This is a genomic window from Cryobacterium sp. Hh7 (assembly GCF_004403155.1).
Taxonomy (GTDB): domain Bacteria; phylum Actinomycetota; class Actinomycetes; order Actinomycetales; family Microbacteriaceae; genus Cryobacterium; species Cryobacterium levicorallinum.
Window position 1 is genome coordinate 44,549 of sequence record NZ_SOHG01000016.1, and the last position, 18,322, is coordinate 62,870.

At 63.6% G+C, this 18,322-nt stretch carries 15 protein-coding genes; 9 read left to right on the forward strand and 6 right to left on the reverse strand.

Going from position 1 to position 18,322, the window contains the following annotated elements:
• Position 1: 1 nt before the first annotated feature.
• Both E3T43_RS05235 and E3T43_RS05240 read left to right on the forward strand, forming a co-directional pair.
• Complete coding sequence (locus E3T43_RS05235; protein WP_134471610.1) at positions 2–1,282, forward strand: MurT ligase domain-containing protein; 1,281 nt, start codon at positions 2–4, stop codon at positions 1,280–1,282.
• Positions 1,283–2,044 carry a type 1 glutamine amidotransferase gene (locus tag E3T43_RS05240; RefSeq protein WP_134471611.1) on the forward strand — a complete coding sequence of 254 codons (762 nt, stop codon included), beginning with the start codon at positions 1,283–1,285 and terminating at the stop codon, positions 2,042–2,044. It begins immediately after the preceding gene.
• 109 nt (positions 2,045–2,153) lie between these two features.
• Here E3T43_RS05240 and E3T43_RS05245 read toward each other — a convergent pair whose 3' ends face one another.
• The gene (locus E3T43_RS05245) at positions 2,154–2,405 is read right to left on the reverse strand and encodes a hypothetical protein (protein ID WP_166791241.1); all 252 of its coding nucleotides are present in this window, start codon (positions 2,403–2,405) and stop codon (positions 2,154–2,156) included.
• 193 nt (positions 2,406–2,598) lie between these two features.
• On the opposite strand from E3T43_RS05245, the gene E3T43_RS05250 reads away from it, so the two are divergent.
• Positions 2,599–4,677 carry a type IIA DNA topoisomerase subunit B gene (locus tag E3T43_RS05250; protein WP_134471612.1) on the forward strand — a complete coding sequence of 693 codons (2,079 nt, stop codon included), beginning with the start codon at positions 2,599–2,601 and terminating at the stop codon, positions 4,675–4,677.
• A 78-nt stretch (positions 4,678–4,755) separates the two neighbouring features.
• Here E3T43_RS05250 and E3T43_RS05255 read toward each other — a convergent pair whose 3' ends face one another.
• Positions 4,756–7,245, reverse strand: coding sequence for a DNA topoisomerase (ATP-hydrolyzing) subunit A (locus E3T43_RS05255; protein WP_134471613.1), 2,490 nt, complete (start codon positions 7,243–7,245; stop codon positions 4,756–4,758).
• Between the two features lie 122 nt (positions 7,246–7,367).
• Between E3T43_RS05255 and E3T43_RS05260 the strand changes: the two genes are divergently transcribed.
• Positions 7,368–8,513, forward strand: a complete 1,146-nt coding sequence (locus E3T43_RS05260; protein ID WP_241978831.1) for an alkaline phosphatase family protein — start codon at positions 7,368–7,370, stop codon at positions 8,511–8,513.
• Between the two features lie 39 nt (positions 8,514–8,552).
• Here E3T43_RS05260 and E3T43_RS05265 read toward each other — a convergent pair whose 3' ends face one another.
• Positions 8,553–9,146, reverse strand: a complete 594-nt coding sequence (locus tag E3T43_RS05265) for a DUF3043 domain-containing protein (protein WP_092448628.1) — start codon at positions 9,144–9,146, stop codon at positions 8,553–8,555.
• A 38-nt stretch (positions 9,147–9,184) separates the two neighbouring features.
• Between E3T43_RS05265 and E3T43_RS05270 the strand changes: the two genes are divergently transcribed.
• From E3T43_RS05270 to E3T43_RS05290, 5 genes are all read left to right on the forward strand, one after another.
• Positions 9,185–10,633, forward strand: a complete 1,449-nt coding sequence (locus E3T43_RS05270; RefSeq protein ID WP_134471614.1) for a dipeptidase — start codon at positions 9,185–9,187, stop codon at positions 10,631–10,633.
• A gap of 130 nt (positions 10,634–10,763) precedes the next feature.
• Complete coding sequence (gene erpA / locus E3T43_RS05275; protein WP_134468850.1) at positions 10,764–11,147, forward strand: iron-sulfur cluster insertion protein ErpA; 384 nt, start codon at positions 10,764–10,766, stop codon at positions 11,145–11,147.
• Positions 11,148–11,404: 257 nt separating this feature from the next.
• Complete coding sequence (gene coxB, locus E3T43_RS05280; protein WP_134471615.1) at positions 11,405–12,295, forward strand: cytochrome c oxidase subunit II; 891 nt, start codon at positions 11,405–11,407, stop codon at positions 12,293–12,295.
• A 3-nt stretch (positions 12,296–12,298) separates the two neighbouring features.
• Positions 12,299–14,029 (forward strand): cytochrome c oxidase subunit I, encoded by a 1,731-nt coding sequence (ctaD, locus tag E3T43_RS05285; RefSeq protein WP_134471616.1) that lies wholly within the window; start codon positions 12,299–12,301, stop codon positions 14,027–14,029.
• Positions 14,030–14,452 (forward strand): cytochrome c oxidase subunit 4, encoded by a 423-nt coding sequence (locus E3T43_RS05290; RefSeq protein ID WP_134443952.1) that lies wholly within the window; start codon positions 14,030–14,032, stop codon positions 14,450–14,452. It begins immediately after the preceding gene.
• Between the two features lie 174 nt (positions 14,453–14,626).
• Here the strand turns inward: E3T43_RS05290 and E3T43_RS05295 are convergent, their stop codons facing one another.
• Genes E3T43_RS05295 through E3T43_RS05305 form a run of 3 tightly spaced genes read right to left on the reverse strand, consistent with a single transcriptional unit; the run spans position 14,627 to position 18,246 of the window.
• Positions 14,627–15,466, reverse strand: coding sequence for a methyltransferase domain-containing protein (locus E3T43_RS05295; RefSeq protein WP_134471617.1), 840 nt, complete (start codon positions 15,464–15,466; stop codon positions 14,627–14,629).
• Between the two features lie 33 nt (positions 15,467–15,499).
• A complete protein-coding gene (locus tag E3T43_RS05300; protein ID WP_134471618.1) occupies positions 15,500–17,176 on the reverse strand; it encodes a ubiquinol-cytochrome c reductase cytochrome b subunit in 1,677 nt (558 codons plus the stop codon).
• Entirely contained in the window at positions 17,173–18,246 is a 1,074-nt protein-coding gene (locus E3T43_RS05305) for a ubiquinol-cytochrome c reductase iron-sulfur subunit (protein WP_092448620.1), read from the reverse strand. Before E3T43_RS05305 ends, E3T43_RS05300 begins: the two co-directional genes overlap by 4 nt.
• Between the last annotated feature and the right edge of the window lie 76 nt (positions 18,247–18,322).

Here is an 18,322-nt window from a genome sequence, read left to right on the forward strand (position 1 = left end):
CGTGACGTCGGTGAAGTACGCTCCGGCGATTCTGATTGGTCGAGCGGTGCGGGTTCTAGCCCGCTGGCGCAAACCGGGTGGTGGCTCGGCCATCCCCGGCGTCGTCGTCAACCGCATCGCGCCTCGTTTTTTGGCCGACACCCTCAACGGCTTTCCGCTCGGTCTGGTCATCGTGACCGGTTCGAGCGGCAAGTCGACGACGACCAAGATGCTCGTGGCCATTCTGCGGGCGCACGGCCTGACCGTGTTCACCAACCAGTCGACGGCCAATATCAGCCAGGGTTTGACCAGCGCACTGCTTGAACGAGTCACTCTGACCGGGCGCATCGCCGGTGACGTTGCCGTTCTCGAAATGGATGAAGGGCACGGTGCCTTGATCGCCGGGTCGCTGAGCCCGCGCGTTGTCGCCCTCACCAACGTCATGGTCGACCAGATCGACCGGTTCCACGACTCAGAGATGGTCGCGGCCCTGCTCGGCAAGATCGCTGCCCGCGCCACTGAAACGGTGGTTCTCAATGCCGACGACCGCTACCTCACCGACGTCGGCTCCAGGCTCGAACCGAGCATACGGGTGTCCCGCTATGGCGTCACCGCCGACGTTCTCACGCGGCACCCTCGGGGCCTGGGCTACGCCGACACCGCCGAATCGCGTCTGCCCGCTGGAAGGGGACTCCAACTGACCGGAATGGCGGGGCGAACTGCCGAAGTGGATTTCCCTTCCAACGGCGGCAGCCACAGCATTGCACTGCCGGCCCGCGGCATCCACTACGCCGTTGATGCTCTGACCGCGCTCGGCGCCGCCGAGGCCACGCTGGGGGAGACTTTCAACCCGGCCACCGCCTGTGCCGCACTCTCGGCGATGCCGGCCGTCTTCGGTCGCGGCGAAGTCGTCACCGTCGGCGGTAAAATGATCGAATTCGTGCTCGTGCAAAACCCGTCGAGCTTTCAGCTCAACGTTGACAGCCTCGAGGCCGGCACGGAGCAGATCATCGTGATCATCGGCTCCGATGTGCGGGATCCCTCCTATTTCTGGCCGGTCGATACCTCGGGGCTCGGCCACGTGCTGATCGCCTCCGGTCTGAAGGCGCACGACATCGCCCTGCAGCTGGCCTACGACGGCGTGGCGGTCGATCGCATCGAATCCGACGTCCCGACCGCGCTGGATGCCTTCCTGGCACTGCCGGATCCCGTGTCCGGGGTGAAAACGATCATCTTCTCGGCTGACGGCATGCGGCGCACCCGTGCCCACCTCGGCCTCGTCTCCAACGTTGAGGAATCGTAAATGACCGCCACGTCGATTGAGCGCCCCTTCACGGTGGTCTCGCTGCTGCCTCGTCTCCTCGACACCAACGGTGATGCCGGCAACGCTCGCGTGTTCGCCCAACGCGCCCGGTGGAGCAGCCGCGAAGCGCGAGTCGTCGACGTGCATACCCGGGCCGATCTGCCCGAACACGTCGACGCCGTGTCGATCGGATCGGGAACGGATGCTGCGCTGCTGCCCGCGAGGGATGCCCTGCGCACCGTGCTGGAAGACCTGAGAGTCTGGTCGAATTCCGGCGTGCCCATTCTGGCCGTCGGCACCGGATGGGAGCTGATCAGCTGGGGGATAGACCTCGCTGGCGGAAGCGTAATCGAGGGACTCGGACTGGTCGCGGGCCACGCCGTTCCCCGCACGAAACGCGCCACCGACGACATCATCGTGTCGTCAAAGTTTGGGCGGCTGATCGGGTTCGAGAACCACGCCCGCGACTATGTCGGCGCTGGGGCGAGCCCGCTGGGCCGGGTGCTCCATGGCACAGGCAATGCGGATGCTCCGGCGAGCGGACCGCAGATCGAGGGCCTGACCATGGGCGAGGTCTTCTGCACCCACCTGCACGGACCCGTTCTGGCCAGAAACCCCGGGCTGGCCGATCACCTGCTCGAGGCGGCATTCCGTCGCCGCGGTCTCGTCTATACCCGCGGCGCTGTGGCCGAGTCCGTCGATGAGACGGCGCGCACCGCGCGCAACCAGGTTGCGCAGCGGCTCGGGCAGCCGACCGAATAGCAGCCGGCCGGGCGTTAACGAGGAAACCGCACCCGAGACTGGCCTGAGCCAGCCGCGCGTGCGGCATCCGTTCTTTCGTCAGCTCGAGCCGAACGAGATTATTGACCAGCTAGGAACGCTGGTCTTCGAGTAGACGACTTGACTCGTCGTGCCAGCTCTCGGCAATGCTAGCGAGCTTCTCCTGGTGCTTGCGGCCGTGGTGAGCACAGAACAGCAACTCGCTGTTCTTCACGACGACGCGAATGTAGGCCTGGGCACCACAGGCATCGCAGCGGTCGGCTGCTGTGAGCTGGTGGGGGGCGCCCTGCTTGTCCTCAGCACCGTTGTCTACAGCACCATTTTCGGTGGCGATCTGGGACATATTCTCCTCCTCCAGACTTTATTGCTTGAACCCTTTGACTAATGTAAACACGGCCTGGCTGGGTTTACGTGGTGATTGGGTGGTATTTCGCTCACCGCGTAGCCGTGTTGCTCAGTTGTTACCCGAGCGAGACGCGAGGGGCGGCAGGCGATGCGCGAAGGCACCCCGGTTGGCCCCGGTATTCTTGGTTGTTGTGAGTTCTGACTATTCTGCGCGCCACCTATCCGTCCTCGAAGGACTGGAGGCAGTACGCAAACGCCCCGGCATGTACATCGGCTCGACCGACTCTCGCGGTCTGATGCACTGCCTGTGGGAGATCATCGACAACTCGGTTGACGAGGCCCTCGGTGGCCACGGCGCGAGCATCAATATCGAGCTGCACCCCGATCAGAGCGTCGAGGTGCGCGACACGGCCCGCGGTATCCCGGTCGATATCGAACCCAAGACCGGCCTGACCGGCGTCGAGGTCGTCTTCACCAAACTGCATGCCGGCGGCAAGTTCGGCAGCGGATCCTATGCCGCGTCCGGCGGATTGCACGGGGTCGGAGCATCCGTCGTCAACGCCCTGTCCGAACGTCTCGATGTCGAGGTCGACCGGGACGGCAAGACCTGGGCCATGTCCTTCCACCGCGGAGAGCCCGGCCTGTTCGCCGACACAGGGGAGAAAAGTCCGGACGCCCCGTTCACTCCGTTTGAGAACCAGAGCGAGCTGCGGGTGATTGGCAAGGTCAAGCGCGGCGTCACGGGAACCCGCATCCGCTATTGGGCCGACCGGCAGATTTTCACCAAAGGTGCAGCCTTTCAGACCGACGAGGTACTGAACCGGGCCCGGCAGACGGCGTTCCTGGTTCCGGGCCTGGCAATCGAGGTCGCAGACCGGCGCACCGACGAGCAGGTGGTCAGCCTGTTCCAGTTCGATGGCGGGATCAGCGAATTCGTCGAGCATCTTGCGACGGATGCCCCGATCACCGACACCTGGCGGCTGACCGGCAGCGGCACCTTCAGCGAAACCGTACCGGTGCTCACCGACAAGGGCGCCATGGTACCCACCGAACTCGTGCGCGACTGCGAGGTGGATATCGCCCTGCGCTGGGGGACCGGTTACGACACGATCGTGCAGAGTTTCGTGAACATCATCGCCACGCCGAAGGGAGGCACGCACCAGGCCGGCTTCGACGCCGGGCTGCTTAAATTTCTGCGCGGTCAGCTGGAGCTGAATGCCCGCCGGCTCAAGGTCGGCAGCGACAAGCTCGAGAAGGACGACGTGATGGCCGGCCTCACCGTCGTGCTCACCGTGCGCCTGCCCGAACCGCAGTTCGAGGGCCAGACGAAAGAGGTGCTCGGCACGCCGGCGGTGCGGGCGATCGTTGCCAACGTTGTCGCCAAGGCCATGGCGGAGCGGTACGCGTCGCCGAAACGTGACGATAAAACCCAGTCAGCGCTGTTGCTCGACAAGATCGTCGCCGAAATGAAGTCGCGCATCTCCGCCAGGGCGCACAAGGAAACCCAGCGGCGTAAGAACGCCCTGGAGAGTTCCTCCCTGCCGGCCAAGCTGGTCGATTGCCGCAGCAACGACGTGTCCACGAGTGAGCTGTTCATCGTCGAGGGCGACTCGGCGCTCGGCACCGCCAAGCTCGCGCGCGACAGTGAGCATCAGGCGCTGCTGCCGATCCGCGGCAAGATTCTGAACGTGCAGAAGGCATCCGTTTCGGACATGCTCTCCAACACCGAGTGTGCCTCGATCATCCAGGTGATCGGTGCCGGCTCCGGGCGCAGCTTCGACCTGTCGGCGGCGCGCTACGGCAAAGTCATCATCATGAGCGACGCCGATGTCGACGGCGCCCATATTCGCACCCTGCTGCTCACCCTGTTTTTTCGCTACATGCGCCCGATGATCACCGAGGGCCGCGTGTTCGCTGCGGTGCCGCCACTGCACCGGGTGATCGTGATGAACCCGGGCTCGAAGCCCAACGAGACCATCTATACCTATTCCGAAACCGAGTTGCACGCGGTGTTGACGGCGCTCGAGAAGAAGAATCGCCGCTACCAAGACCCGATCCAGCGCTACAAGGGCCTCGGCGAAATGGATGCCGACCAGCTCGCGACAACGACCATGGAACGCGCCCACCGCACCCTGCGCCGGGTGCGCGTCGACGATGCCGAGGCGGCCGGCAAGGTGTTCGAACTGCTCATGGGTAACGATGTGGCCCCGCGCAAGGAGTTCATCATCGACAGCTCCGATAAGCTCTCCCGCGATCGCATCGACGTCTAACCCTCCCGCGAGAGCGCAAAAAGTGCCCGATTGGATAGTTCAATCGGGCACTTTTTGCGCTCTCGCGGGGAGGGGAGCCTATATTTCGGAGCCAATGGCTCCGATGATGGCGTCAAGCATGACCCCGGATGCGTCTCGGCGGGATCCGGACTCGGGGAGGGCACGGGGAGTACCGTCCGGACCGACGGCCCGCGCCGGCGCTGGCCCGACCCAGGCGACGGCGAGCGTATCTTCGCCCTTCAGGAAACGCTGGGCACGCACACCTCCGGTGGCTCGCCCCTTGGCCGGGTACTCAGAGAAGTCGCTCAGCTTGGCGCTGCCGGGGTCGGTCCCCGGCAGGGTCTGACTGCTCGCCGCGACCGTCGCGACGATCGCCGTGGCGACGTCCTCGGTCGAAAGGCTCGTGAAGAAGACGACCGTCTCACCCGGCGTCAGCTTGATGCCGGCCATGCCGCCGGCTGCCCGGCCCTGTGGACGCACACCGGAGGCGGTGAAGCGCAAGAGTTGGGCGTCGGAGGTGATGAAGACGAGGTCGTCGTCCTCGCCGCCCTGGACCGCGCCGACCACTTCGTCCTTCGGTTTAAGCGCGACGATCTCGAAGTCGGGCTTGTTCGCCCAGTCCCCGGGAGTGACGCGCTTCACGACACCCTGACGGGTGGCGAGTGCAATCGCCCGATCGGAGTCGAGGGAGACGATGCCGAGTACGTGTTCCTTCTTATCGGACAGCACCAGGTACTCGCTGATTCGCACCCCGGCGGCGAGTTGAATCGACGTCGGCGGCATCACGGGCAGATCAACGGGGGAGAAGCGGATGAGGCGACCCCGGTTGGTCACCGCGCCCACCTCGGTGCGGCTCGTCGTGTCCAGCGTGGAGAGCACGGCGTCGTGCTTGCTACGTCGCTGGGGCGGCTGGATTCGCTGCGGAAGTGAATCGTCCACCGCGACCAGGTCGACCCGGGCGATGCGACCGGTCGCGCTCAGGAAAATGCGGGTAGCGATGTCCTGCACCTCGAGCACGGCCGCCTGGCGTTTGGCGGCGGCGACCGAGAGGCCGGCGATGCTCGGCTTGGCCTCGGTCAATACCGTGCGACGCGGGGTGCCGAATTTTTCGGCGACGGCACCGAGCTCTTCGGAGACCAGGGTGCGGATGGCGGCCTTGGAGGACAGCAGCTTTTCCAGCTTGGCGATCTCGGCGAGCAACTGGTCGCGTTCGGCTTCGAGTTCGATGCGGGAGAATTTGGTGAGGCGGCGCAGCCGAAGTTCCAGAATGTACTCGGCCTGGATCTGGCTCAGGTCGAACACATCGATGAGTTTGGCGCGCGCCTGCTCGGTGTCGTCGCTCGCGCGAATCACCTGGATGACCTCGTCAATGTCGAGAATGGCCACGAGCAGGCCGAGCACGAGGTGCAGTCGTTCCTTGCGGCGGGCCAGCCGGTAGGCGGAGCGGCGGGTGACGACCTCGATGCGGTGATTGACGTAGACGTGCAGCAATTCGAGCAGGCCGAGGGTCTGCGGGGCTCCGTTGACGAGGGCGACTGCGTTGATATTGAACGAGTCTTCGAGCGGGGTGTAGCGGTAGAGCTGCTCGAGCACGGCATCGGGGCTGAACCCGGTCTTGATGCCGATGACGAGACGAAGCCCCTTGGTGCGATCGGTCAGGTCGGTGACGTCGGAGATGCCGCTGAGCTTCTTCGAGTTGACGCCGTCCTTGATCTTCTCGATCACCTTTTCCGGGCCGACCAGATAGGGGAGTTCGGTCACGACGAGCCCGGTCTTGCGGGCGCTGATCGACTCGACTGAGACGCGCGCCCGGGTCTTGAAGCTGCCACGGCCGGTGCTGTAGGCATCCTTGATGCCAGCCAGACCGACTATCGTGCCGCCGGTGGGCAGGTCGGGCCCCGGCACGAACTCCATGACGTCGTCCAGGGTCGCGTTCGGGTGCGCGAGCAAATGCCGGGCCGCTCCGACGACCTCGATCAGATTGTGCGGTGCCATATTGGTCGCCATGCCGACGGCGATGCCGCTCGTGCCGTTGACCAGCAGGTTGGGGTAAGCAGCCGGCAACACATCGGGCTGGGTCAGCTGGTTGTCGTAGTTGGGCACGAAGTCGACGACGTCTTCGTCGAGGTTCTCGGTCATGGCGAGGGCCGGGGCCGCCAGACGGGCTTCGGTGTAGCGGGGAGCAGCCGGCCCGTCGTCGAGAGAACCGAAGTTGCCGTGTCCGTCGATCAGCGGCACCCGAAGCGAGAATGACTGGGCCATGCGCACGAGGGCGTCATAGATGGCGGTGTCGCCGTGCGGGTGCAGCTTGCCCATCACCTCACCGACAACACGGGCGCTCTTCACGTGCCCCTTGTCGGGGCGCAATCCCATTTCGTTCATCTGGTACAGGATGCGTCGCTGCACCGGCTTGAGACCGTCCCTGGCGTCGGGCAGGGCGCGCGAGTAGATCACCGAATAGGCGTATTCGAGGAAAGACCCCTGCATCTCGACCGAGACATCGACGTCCTCGATGCGTTCGGTGCTGGCTGTGCTGGTGTCGGGTGTGGTGCTGTCTGAGCGGCTCATTCGCGAATTCTGCTTCAAGCGTGCGGCGGCGACCGAGCGATTCGGTCGTGCTGCACTACGTCTGGGGCGCTGTCGGGAGCGCTGGAGGGCGCGGGTTCGTCCCTGTGAAAGAATAGAACCCGATGCCCACCATGCTACCGGCCCGCCAATTCAGTGCCCTGCGCCTGGCCGATGTTCTCTCCAGTTCCCTCGATGCCGTCTGTGCCAGACCGAATTCGCTCGGGTTGCCCGCGGTGCGCAAAGCGGTCGTGATTCTGGCGGACGGCCTCGGCGTCAGCTCGATCCGGGCTCGGGCCGGGCACGCCCGTTTTCTGGCTTCCCGCCTCAATAAATCCAACATCATCGATGGGGTCTTCCCGGCAACGACCGTGGCGGGGATAGCGACCCTGACCACCGGGGTGGAACCGGGACAGCACGGTCTGGTCGGCTACCAGGTGCTCGATGCGGCTCGCGACCGGGTCGTCAACCAGTTGACCGGCTGGGACGCGGGTATGCAGCCCGCGACCTGGCAGCGGGCCCGGACCGTTTTCGACCGGGCCGCCGACGACAACGTGCCCAGCTTCGCCGTCGGCCCGAAAAAGTTTTTGGACTCGGGCTTCACCCAGGCGGTATTGCGCGGGGCTCAGTACGTGCCCGCCGAGAAGGTGGCCGATCGTTTTACCGCTGCGCGCAGCATCCTGAATGAGAACCCCACCGCCCTGATCTACCTGTACGTCGCTGAACTTGACGTTGTCGCCCACGCGCACGGCTGGGAATCGGACCGCTGGCTGGCCGTGCTCGAGAACCTCGACTCGGAGGTGACCCGGTTCGCGGCGACTCTGCGCTCCGATGAGGGGCTGCTTCTCACCGCAGACCACGGCGTGATCGACGTGCCGAGCACCAAACATGTTCTGTTTGACACCGAGCCGTCACTCGTCGCCGGGGTCCGGCATGTGGCGGGGGACCCGCGCTGCGTGCAGCTCTACCTCGAACCGGAGCAATCCGCGGTCGACGCTGACTCACTCGCGGATGCCTGGCGGCAGTCGCAGGGGGATCGCGCCTGGGTCTATACTCGCGCTGAGGCGGTGGCGGCCGGCCTCTACGGGCGCGTCGCCGACGAGGTGCTGCCGCGCATTGGCGATGTGCTCATTGCCGCCCGCAAGGGCATCGCCTACTACGATTCCCGGCCGGCGAACCAGAAGGCGCGCAACATGATCGGGCAGCACGGTTCCCTCACCGATGAGGAAGTGCGCGTGCCGCTGATTCGTGCTGGTGCCTTCGAACGATAGCGAAGACACTCCGGCGCCCCGCGTGGGGCGCCGGAGCGGTTAGACCGGGTACTGACGGCGCTTGACCTGCGGCTTGGGCAGACGCATCGGCCGCAGCTGCAGCGCGCGCATGGCTGCATACCAGCGGATGCGCTCGGCCTTGTCCTCGCCGAATTTGGCCTCGATCTTCTTGGTGAGAATGAAGCCGAGTGCGACGCAATCGATAACGGCGAGGATGAAGAATGCCCAGAGCGCGAAGATCGCGTAGACGTCAATGCTCGGAATCGTCGTGAGCAGGATCACCAGGAACATGATCGGGATCATCAGTTCGCCGACGTTGAACCGCGCGTCGACGTAGTCGCGGGCGTAGCGCTTCTGCGGACCGCGTTCGCGCAGCGGCAGATACTTGTCGACTCCGGCAGCCATGCCGGCCCGAGCGACATCCCGAGCTGCTGTGGATTTGGCGCGCGCCTGCTTGGCGGCGAGCTTGCGGTCGTCCGGCACCAGCGGGCGCTTGTTGGCCGCTTCCTGCTTCTTGCGGGTGGGGGTCGCCTGACCCTTGCCGGCAGTGGGCGCGAGACCGAGGCGCGCTGCGGTCTCGTCTGCGCTTTCAATCGACGGCTGGGCGTCGGGGTTTACGGGAGTCTTAGCCACATCAAATCCTTGCAATTGGGTGCTTTAAGATTACCCGTATGACTGGTAACCCACAGACAAATTCCCCAACCACGTGCTCCGCCGCACACTCGGAAGCGGATTCGGGGGCGCAAAACGCCCTCCGCACCGCCGTCGAACAGGGGCTCCCCACCACGATCGCCGACCTGTGCGCGTTGGTGCGCATCCCGTCGGTATCCTGGGCCGCTTTCGACCGTGCCCACGTCGCCGCCAGCGCCGACGCCGTAGTCGCTCTCGTGCGCCACCTCGAAGTGTTCGAGTCCGTCGACATCGTGCAGGCCGGTATACCGGGCGGGACCGAAGTTGGCCAGCCGGCCATTCTCGCCTCTCGTCCGGCGCGCAACGGCCGACCGACTGTGCTCCTCTACGCTCACCACGACGTTCAGCCTCCCGGCAAGGACGAAGACTGGGAGTCCGACCCGTTCACCCCGACCGTCCGCGGCGACCGCCTCTACGGGCGCGGTGCCGCCGACGACAAGGCTGGGGTGATGGCGCACATCGCCTCCATTCGAGCTCTCGTCGCCGCTGTCGGCCGCGACTTCGATCTGGGGCTCGCGCTTTTCATCGAGGGAGAAGAAGAGTTCGGCAGCCGCTCGTTCGCAACGTTCCTGGACGAGAACCGCGAGGCCCTGCGCGGCGATGTGATCATCGTGGCCGATTCCAACAACTGGGACGTGAACACGCCCGCCATCACGACTGCACTACGCGGAAACGTCACCCTGCGGTTGACCGTGCGCACGCTCGAGCATGCTTCGCACTCCGGCATGTTCGGCGGAGCAATCCCGGACGCCATGCTGGCCATGATCAAACTGCTCGCGACGCTGTACGGCGATGACGGTTCGGTTGCCGTCGCCGGACTGACCAGCATCGACGTGCCCACCCCCGACTACTCCGAGGAGCAGCTGCGCGCCGAGACCGGGCTCCTGCCCGGCGTCAGCCCAATCGGACACGGTTCCATTCTCAGTCGAATCTGGTCGCAGCCGGCTCTCACCGTCACCGGCATCGACGCCCCGAGCGTCGACAACGCTTCGAACACGCTCACACCGAGCGTCAGTGTTCGAATCAGCACGCGCATCGCCCCCGGGCAGTCCGCCGTCGAGGCCGCGGTCGCCATCGAAACGCACCTGCGTGAGCACGCCCCCTTCGGCGCGTCAGTCGAGATCGACGATATCGACACCGGCGAACCCTTCCTGGTCGACACCAGCGGCTGGGCCGTGACCGAAGCGCGAACGGCCATGACGGATGCCTGGGGCACGCCGCCAGTGGACATTGGCGTCGGCGGTTCGATACCGTTCATTGCCGACTTGGTGCGCGTTTTCCCGACCGCCCAGATTCTCGTGACTGGGGTGGAAGACCCTGACTCCCGCGCCCACAGCCCGAATGAATCCCTACACCTGGGAGTTTTCAAACGGGCCGTACTGAGTGAAGCGTTCCTGCTCGGTCGCCTGAATCAGCGCACCGGGCATTGACCTCGAGAACCCCGCTCAGGGAAGTATGAGAGCGTGGGAATGCCCAGGTCGACTTTCTGGTTGTCCCCGATAGCATTGTCAAGACCAAAACCTGCGTGCGAAGCAGTCACTGCGCGAACCAAGGAGAAGCATGACCGACACCATGACCCCGACTATCAGCTCCGCTGACATTGCGACGCCTAGCGCCGCGCACGGCATCGCCCTCACCGAGGTCGCGGCACTCAAGGTGCGCAGCCTGCTGACCCAGGAAGGCCGCGAAGACCTCCGTCTGCGCGTCGCCGTGCAGCCCGGCGGATGCTCCGGCCTGATCTACCAGCTGTACTTCGACGAGCGGGTTCTCGAAGGCGATGCCGTCGTCGACTTCGACGGTGTCGAGGTCGTCGTAGACAAGATGAGCGTCCCGTACCTCGATGGCGCCTCGATCAACTTTGAAGACACGATCGAGAAGCAGGGGTTCACCATTGACAACCCGAACGCCGGCGGCAGCTGCGCCTGCGGCGATTCCTTCAGCTAAGCATCCGCTTTAGAAAACCTGCAGGGCAGGAACATTATTACCCAATGATGTTCCTGCCCTTTTTGCTTCCAGCCCGTCATTTCCCCCGCCGTTTCCCCGTGGTCTCGCCTGATTTAGCCAGCCATCAGCGGTGGCGCTGCAGAAAACCCCGCCGCCACGACCCGAGGGTGCACGTCGGAAGCGTTCTCGCGGAGTAGGCTGGGATGGATCAAAACACTTCCTGAGAAGTGTCCTCGAATCTCCCGAAAGGTCCCCCGGTGCGCAATAACCACCGCCTTCGTTGGGCTGCTATTCCGCTCGCAGCGACGTTAGCCGTTGTACTGGCCGGATGCACGCAGGCCCAGCTCCACGGCTTCCTGCCCGGCTTTATTGAAGAGGGTGAAGCGCCGGTCAGCAATCAGACCGATCGCATCGCCGGACTGTGGACCACGGGGTGGATCGTTCTCCTCGTCGTCGGCCTCATCACCTGGGGGCTGATCATCTGGACCATCGTGGTCTACCGCCGCCGGAAGGGCCAGACCGGACTCCCGGTTCAGCTGCGCTACAACATGCCGATCGAGATTTTCTACACGGTCGTGCCGCTCATCCTGGTCGTCGGATTCTTCGCATTCACGGTTCGCGACCAGATCGCCATTGAAACCCGATTCGAGACCCCCGACGTCAAGATCGAGGTGCAGGCCAAGCAGTGGGCCTGGGACTTCAACTATGTCGACGAAGACGTCTATTCACCGGGCATTCAGGGCCAGCCGGATCCCGAGGGTGAACGCGGTTCACTCATCGAGTCCGAACTTCCCGTCCTGGTTCTGCCAGTCGACCAGAAGGTTGAAATCGCTCTCGAATCTCGCGATGTCATCCACTCCTTCTGGGTCATCGATTTCCTGTACAAGAAGGACGTCGTTCCCGGTAAGACCAACTACATGTCGGTCATCCCCGAACGTATCGGTACCTTCAAGGGCAAGTGCGCCGAGCTGTGCGGTGAGTACCACTCGCTCATGCTCTTCAACGTCGAGGTCGTCTCTCAAGAGGACTATGACACCTACATCCAGACTCTGCGTTCCGCGGGCAACGTCGGCCAGCTCGACAACAATTACGACCGCAATCAGAATCAGCCGGGCACGAGTGCCCCGACGGCTCCGGAGGGCAACTAAACCATGAGCACGACCATCGCACCAGTCGAGTCACGTCCGGCACTGCCGGTCTCTCCGTCTGCGGAGCCCAAGGGAAATATCCTCGTTCGGTGGATCACCTCCACCGACCACAAAGTCATCGGGTACATGTACCTGATCACGTCGTTCATCTACTTCTGCCTCGGCGGCGTTATGGCGCTCATCATTCGCGCCCAGCTGTTCGCCCCGGGACTCGACGTCGTGCAGACGAAGGAGCAGTACAACCAGCTGTTCACGATGCACGGCACAATCATGTTGCTGATGTTCGCGACACCGCTGTTCTTCGGATTCGCCAACTTCCTCGTTCCGCTGCAGATCGGCGCTCCCGACGTTGCGTTCCCGCGCCTCAACGCGCTCGCGTACTGGTTCTTCAACTTCGGCAGCCTCATCGCAGTTGCCGGGTTCCTGACCCCGCAGGGTGCTGCGTCCTTCGGATGGTTCGCCTACCAGCCGCTCGCCAGCACGACATTCTCACCGGGAATCGGCGGCAACCTGTGGATGGTCGGGCTGGGCCTGTCGGGCTTCGGTACCATTCTCGGCTCGGTCAACTTCATCACCACAATTATCACCATGCGCGCCCCTGGAATGACGATGTGGCGGATGCCCGTCTTCACCTGGAACACGCTCATCACGGCTCTGCTTGCCTTGATGGTGTTCCCCGTGCTTGCCGCAGCCATGCTCGCCGCCGCATCCGACCGGATCTTCGGCTCGCACATCTACGACTCGGCCAACGGTGGTGCCATACTCTGGCAACACTTGTTCTGGTTCTTTGGACACCCCGAGGTGTACATCATCGCCCTGCCGTTCTTCGGCATCGTGTCCGAAGTCTTCCCGGTGTTCAGTCGCAAGCCGATGTTCGGGTACAAGACGCTGATCTACGCGACCATCTCCATCGCCGCGCTGTCCATCTCGGTCTGGGCGCACCACATGTACGTCACCGGCTCGGTGTTGCTGCCGTTCTTCTCGCTCATGACCATGCTCATCGCGGTCCCCACCGGGGTGAAGATCTTCAACTGGATCGGCACCATGTGGCGAGGGTCGCTGACCTTCGAGACGCCCATGATCTGGGCCATCGGCTTTCTCGTCACGTTCACTTTCGGTGGTCTCACCGGCGTGATCCTGGCCTCTCCGCCGCTCGACTTCCACGTGTCCGACACCTACTTCGTCGTCGCCCACTTCCACTACGTGGTCTTCGGTACCGTCGTGTTCGCCATGTTCAGCGGGTTCTACTTCTGGTGGCCCAAGTGGACCGGCAAGATGCTCAACGAGAGTCTCGGCAAGTGGCACTTCTGGTTGTTGTTCATCGGCTTCCACACCACATTCCTAATCCAGCACTGGCTCGGAGTCATGGGAATGCCGCGTCGGTACGCCACCTACTCGCCGGAGGATGGTTTCACCTGGATGAACCAGGTATCAACCGTTGGCGCCATGATCCTCGCCGTATCCATGATCCCGTTCTTCCTGAACGTGTACATCACGGCCCGCAAGGCGCCCCTGGTCACGGTCAACGACCCGTGGGGCTACGGCTCCTCGCTCGAGTGGGCCACGTCTTGCCCGCCGCCGCGACACAACTTCACTTCCATTCCCCGCATTCGGTCCGAACGCCCGGCCTTCGACCTCAACCACCCCGAAGCTGGCATCCCCGTCGGAATCGGACCCGGCAAGGATGCGCCCGATGCGCCCGTCTACGACATCGACTCGAATCAGGTGAAATAAGTGAAGACCAACGTCAACCTGCTCTGGGTGCTCACCGTCTTCTTCGGAATCGTCACGGTTGTGTACGTCGGCTGGAGCCTGCTCGATCCCTTCCACGGCCAGATTGAGTGGGCGGGCACGTTCATGCTCGCCCTGTCCACGCTGCTCGTGGCCTTCGTCGCGTTCTACCTGGACAAGGTGCACGCCGCTCAGGGTGGGGAGCTTCCCGAGGACCGTCTCGATGGCAACGTCGACGACGGGGATCCTGAGATGGGCTTCTTCAGCCCGTGGAGCTGGTGGCCGATCTTCCTGGCCGCCGCCACGGCGCTCGTCTTCCTCGGTCTCGCCGTGGGTTTCTGGGTCTCCTTCATTGGACTCGGCCTGGGTCTGATCTCCCTAACCGGATGGGTGTACGAGTACTACCGCGGCCTGTTCGCCCGCTAAGCACACAACATCAACCGATACCGATCTGCCGCTGCTGGCAGGTCGGTATCGTCGTTTAACGTTCGGCCAGGCTGTGTCACAGGGCAGGTGCGTGTTGGAGTAAGGCTGTGACAGCGCGGGGCAGTGTCCGGGCCGGGGTGTGCCAGCGCGGGTCTGTGTCCCGGTCGGGCTGTGTCAGCGCAGGTCCGTGGCGCGGCGCCGAAACCCGAAGATGTCGAAGGCGATCGTCACGTCCTGCACCGAACCTGGGGCCGGCTCATGGCCCGTCGGTGCAGCGTGGTGCGACGACGGGCCCATGCCGATGAGCGAGGCCACCTCGGCCACTGAGAGCGCTACGGTTTGCTCGAGGTGCTGGGCGCTCTCCAGGGCGAACCAGGCCGCGAGGCTCGCTTCGAGGTGCGTGGCCTTGTCGGCCTGCATCTCCACGGCCAGGCCGGCCCGCCGGAGCTCTCGCAAATGCGTCGGTCGAGGGATCACCACGAGCAGCAGCCCGCCGGGTCGGAGAACACGATGGAATTCCGCAGCATTGCGGGGCGCGAAGACGTTGAGGATGACATCGACCGACGCGCCCTGCACGGGCAGCGGGGACCAGACATCTGCTACCAGCCCGTCAATGCGGTCATGCGAGCGGATGGTTCGGCTCACCGCAGTGGGGGAGAGGTCCATGCCGAGCGCCCGGACGTCCTCGCCTAGGGGCAATGCCTCGCGCAGATAGTAGCCGGTACCGCAGCCTACGTCCAGAATACGTCGGGGATGCTCGGGGGAAATGACGGCGCGAATGGCGGCCTGGAGCGGCTCGTACCAGCCGGCTGCGAGAAAACTGTCGCGGGCATCGAGCATGGCTGCGCTGTCGCCGATGAACTTGGGCGGGCCGGTGAGGAGGTTGATGAAACCGCGCTTGTTGACGTCAAAGGAATGCCCCGTGCTGCATCCCAATCGGAGTGCGCCCGTCGGAGCGAGGGGCACAAAGCAGTTCGGGCACCGAAGCCACTCCGATAACGTCTGGAGTGACATCGATGCCCGATCTGTGGTGGTGCCTGAAGAGCGCTACTTGTCGGTGATCGCCGCCTGGTGTCCCTGGTCGGTGATCGCTGCGGGGTGGTCGCCATGAGCGCGATTCAGCTCGGTCTGCGTGACTGGAGTGATCCGGTCTTCGAAGAACCAGCGGGACAGTCCGGCGCGAACCTTCTCGGCGGGGCCGATCTTGCCCTGGGCGTTGGGCCGAAGCATGAGCGGCTTGAAGTCGCTGTAACTCACCAGTTTCCAGCGCTCGTACTCATCGACAGGCTGGTGCACTTCGACGAACTCGCCGCCGGGCAGTCGAACGATGCGGCCTGACTCGTAGCCGTGCAGCACGATCTCGCGGTCTTTCTTCTGCAACGCGAGGCAGACGCGCTTGGCGATGAAGAAAGCCAGAATCGGCCCCAGCAACGTTGTCGCCTGGAGGGTGTGGATAACACCTTCCATGGTGAGGTGGAAATGCGTGGCCATGATGTCCGACGAGGCTGCAGCCCAGAGTGAGGCATAGAACGTGACGCCGGCAGCACCGATAGCGGTGCGGGTCGGGGCGTTGCGCGGACGATCCAGCACGTGGTGCTCGCGCTTGTCCCCGGTGATCCAGGCTTCGATGAAGGGGTAGACCATAACGGTGACGATGAACAGTCCGACCACGGCCAGTACGACCACAATGTTGAGCGAGTAGGTGTGGTTCAGCCACACGACCTCCCACCCCGGCGGGATCAGGCGCATGGCGCCGTCAGCGAAACCGATATACCAGTCGGGCTGAGTACCGGCAGACACCGGTGACGGGTCATACGGACCATAATTCCAGATCGGGTTGATCGTGAATAGGGACGCGATCAACATGACGACGCCGAAGACGATGAAGAAGAACCCACCGGCCTTGGCCGCGTACACCGGGAGCACCGGATATCCGACCACATTCTCGTTGGTGTGTCCGGCAGCCGGGTACTGGGTGTGCTTGTGCACGACGACGAAGAGGAGGTGCATCGCGATCAACGCGACGATGATCGCCGGCAGCAACAGGATGTGCAGCGAGTACAGCCGTCCGACTATGTCGGTGCCGGGGAATTCGCCGCCGAAGAGCAAGAAGGAGGTCCAGGTTCCGATAACCGGGATGCCCTTGACCAGACCGTCGATGATGCGCAGGCCGTTACCGGAGAGCAGGTCGTCAGGGAGGGAGTAGCCGGTGAATCCTTCGGCCATTGCGAGGATGAACAGGATGAACCCGATGACCCAGTTGAGCTCGCGCGGCTTGCGGAACGCACCGGTGAAGTAGATCCGCAGCATGTGCAGCCCGATGGCGGCGACAAACAGAAGAGCTGCCCAGTGGTGTACCTGGCGCATGAGCAGGCCGCCGCGAATGTCAAACGAAATGTCCATGGTCGACGACATCGCTACCGACATCGGGATGCCCTTGAGCGGCGCGTAGGAACCGTCATAGACGACCTCCGCCATGGAAGCCTGGAAGAAGAAGGTCAGGAAAGACCCGGACAGCAGGATGATAACAAAGCTGTAGAGCGCAACTTCGCCGAGGAGGAAGGACCAGTGGTCAGGGAAGATCTTGCGACCAAGTTCTTTGACCGCGCCAGAGATGCTTGTACGCTCGTCGATGTAGTTGGCGGCCGTTGCGGTGAAGCCACCGGCTTTCTTCGCCCCGACGTTTTGATCCCCAGCGGATTCGCGGGTGTTTACGGTTGTCATGCTCGCTCCCAGAAACTCGGGCCGACTGGTTCAGTGAAATCGCTCTGCGCGATCAAGTAGCCCTCAGCGTCCACGGCAATCGGAAGCTGGGGTAGTGCCCGCTTCGCCGGTCCGAAGATAACCTTGCAGTGGTTTTCAACGTCGAACTGCGACTGGTGACACGGGCAGAGCAGGTGGTGGGTGTGCTGTTCATACAGTGCCACCGGGCATCCTACGTGGGTGCAAATCTTTGAGTACGCCACGATGCCTTGGTAGGACCAAGTCTTGCGTTCCTCTGATTCTACCAGGTCCGCTGGGTCCATACGAATTAGGAGGACGGCTGCCTTGGCCTTTTCTTCCAGGCGTCCATGCTCCATCTCGGACAGCCCTTCCGGTATGACGTGGAAGGACGATCCCAACGTGACATCCGAGGCCTTGATCGGTGTGCCGCTCGGGTCCATGGTCAGGCGGACGCCCTTTTTCCACATCGTTTCGTTTAGAAGGTCGACGGGGTTCTGGTCCATCGGACCGAGCCCGCGGAACAAGACAACGGCAGGCAGCGGGAAGACGACGAGCGCGCCGATCAGGCTGTTACGAATGAGCGTGCGACGACCGAAGCCGGATTCTTCATTTGCCTGCTGAAATATCTCCACGGCGCGTGCCCGAACGGGTTCGGTTCCGCGAACCGGGTGGCGTTCGTCAACGCCTTCATGATCACTCATGAGGGCCTTGCCCCAGTGCACAGCGCCGATACCGATGGCGAGTAACGCGAGGCTGAGCCCAAGACCGATGAACAGGTTGTTCAGGCGTACGGATCCCGGATCTTCCGGGACGATGGGAAAGGCCATGTAGGCGGCGATCGCGAAAACACTACCCACGATGGAAACGTAGAACAACGTGTAGACAGCGCGCTCCGCTTTGCGCTCTTCCTTGTGGTCAAGGTCGGTGATGCGCGGACGATGCGGTGGGAACCCCGGGTTGACCAGGGAATCCCTTGTGACGACGGCGGTGCTTGCGGCGATTGGAGCAAGCGAGTCGCCAGGCGAGTCGGCGGCGGTTACGTCCTCCGCGCCGTTATCGTCCTTGACCATTGTTCTCCTTTGTGGGCTGTGAAAATACTCTGCGCGCTCGTGCTGCGCGGCGTTCGGGTGAAACGGGGGAACTGGT

Coding starts and splice junctions, on each gene's coding strand:
- E3T43_RS05240 (WP_134471611.1), top strand. CDS start 1,283: ATGACCGCCACGTCGATTGAGCGCCCCTTCACGGTGGTCTCGCTGCTG.
- E3T43_RS05245 (WP_166791241.1), bottom strand. CDS start 2,405: ATGTCCCAGATCGCCACCGAAAATGGTGCTGTAGACAACGGTGCTGAG.
- E3T43_RS05255 (WP_134471613.1), bottom strand. CDS start 7,245: ATGAGCCGCTCAGACAGCACCACACCCGACACCAGCACAGCCAGCACC.
- E3T43_RS05260 (WP_241978831.1), top strand. CDS start 7,368: ATGCCCACCATGCTACCGGCCCGCCAATTCAGTGCCCTGCGCCTGGCC.
- E3T43_RS05270 (WP_134471614.1), top strand. CDS start 9,185: ATGACTGGTAACCCACAGACAAATTCCCCAACCACGTGCTCCGCCGCA.
- erpA (WP_134468850.1), top strand. CDS start 10,764: ATGACCGACACCATGACCCCGACTATCAGCTCCGCTGACATTGCGACG.
- ctaD (WP_134471616.1), top strand. CDS start 12,299: ATGAGCACGACCATCGCACCAGTCGAGTCACGTCCGGCACTGCCGGTC.
- E3T43_RS05295 (WP_134471617.1), bottom strand. CDS start 15,466: ATGTCACTCCAGACGTTATCGGAGTGGCTTCGGTGCCCGAACTGCTTT.
- E3T43_RS05300 (WP_134471618.1), bottom strand. CDS start 17,176: ATGACAACCGTAAACACCCGCGAATCCGCTGGGGATCAAAACGTCGGG.
- E3T43_RS05305 (WP_092448620.1), bottom strand. CDS start 18,246: ATGGTCAAGGACGATAACGGCGCGGAGGACGTAACCGCCGCCGACTCG.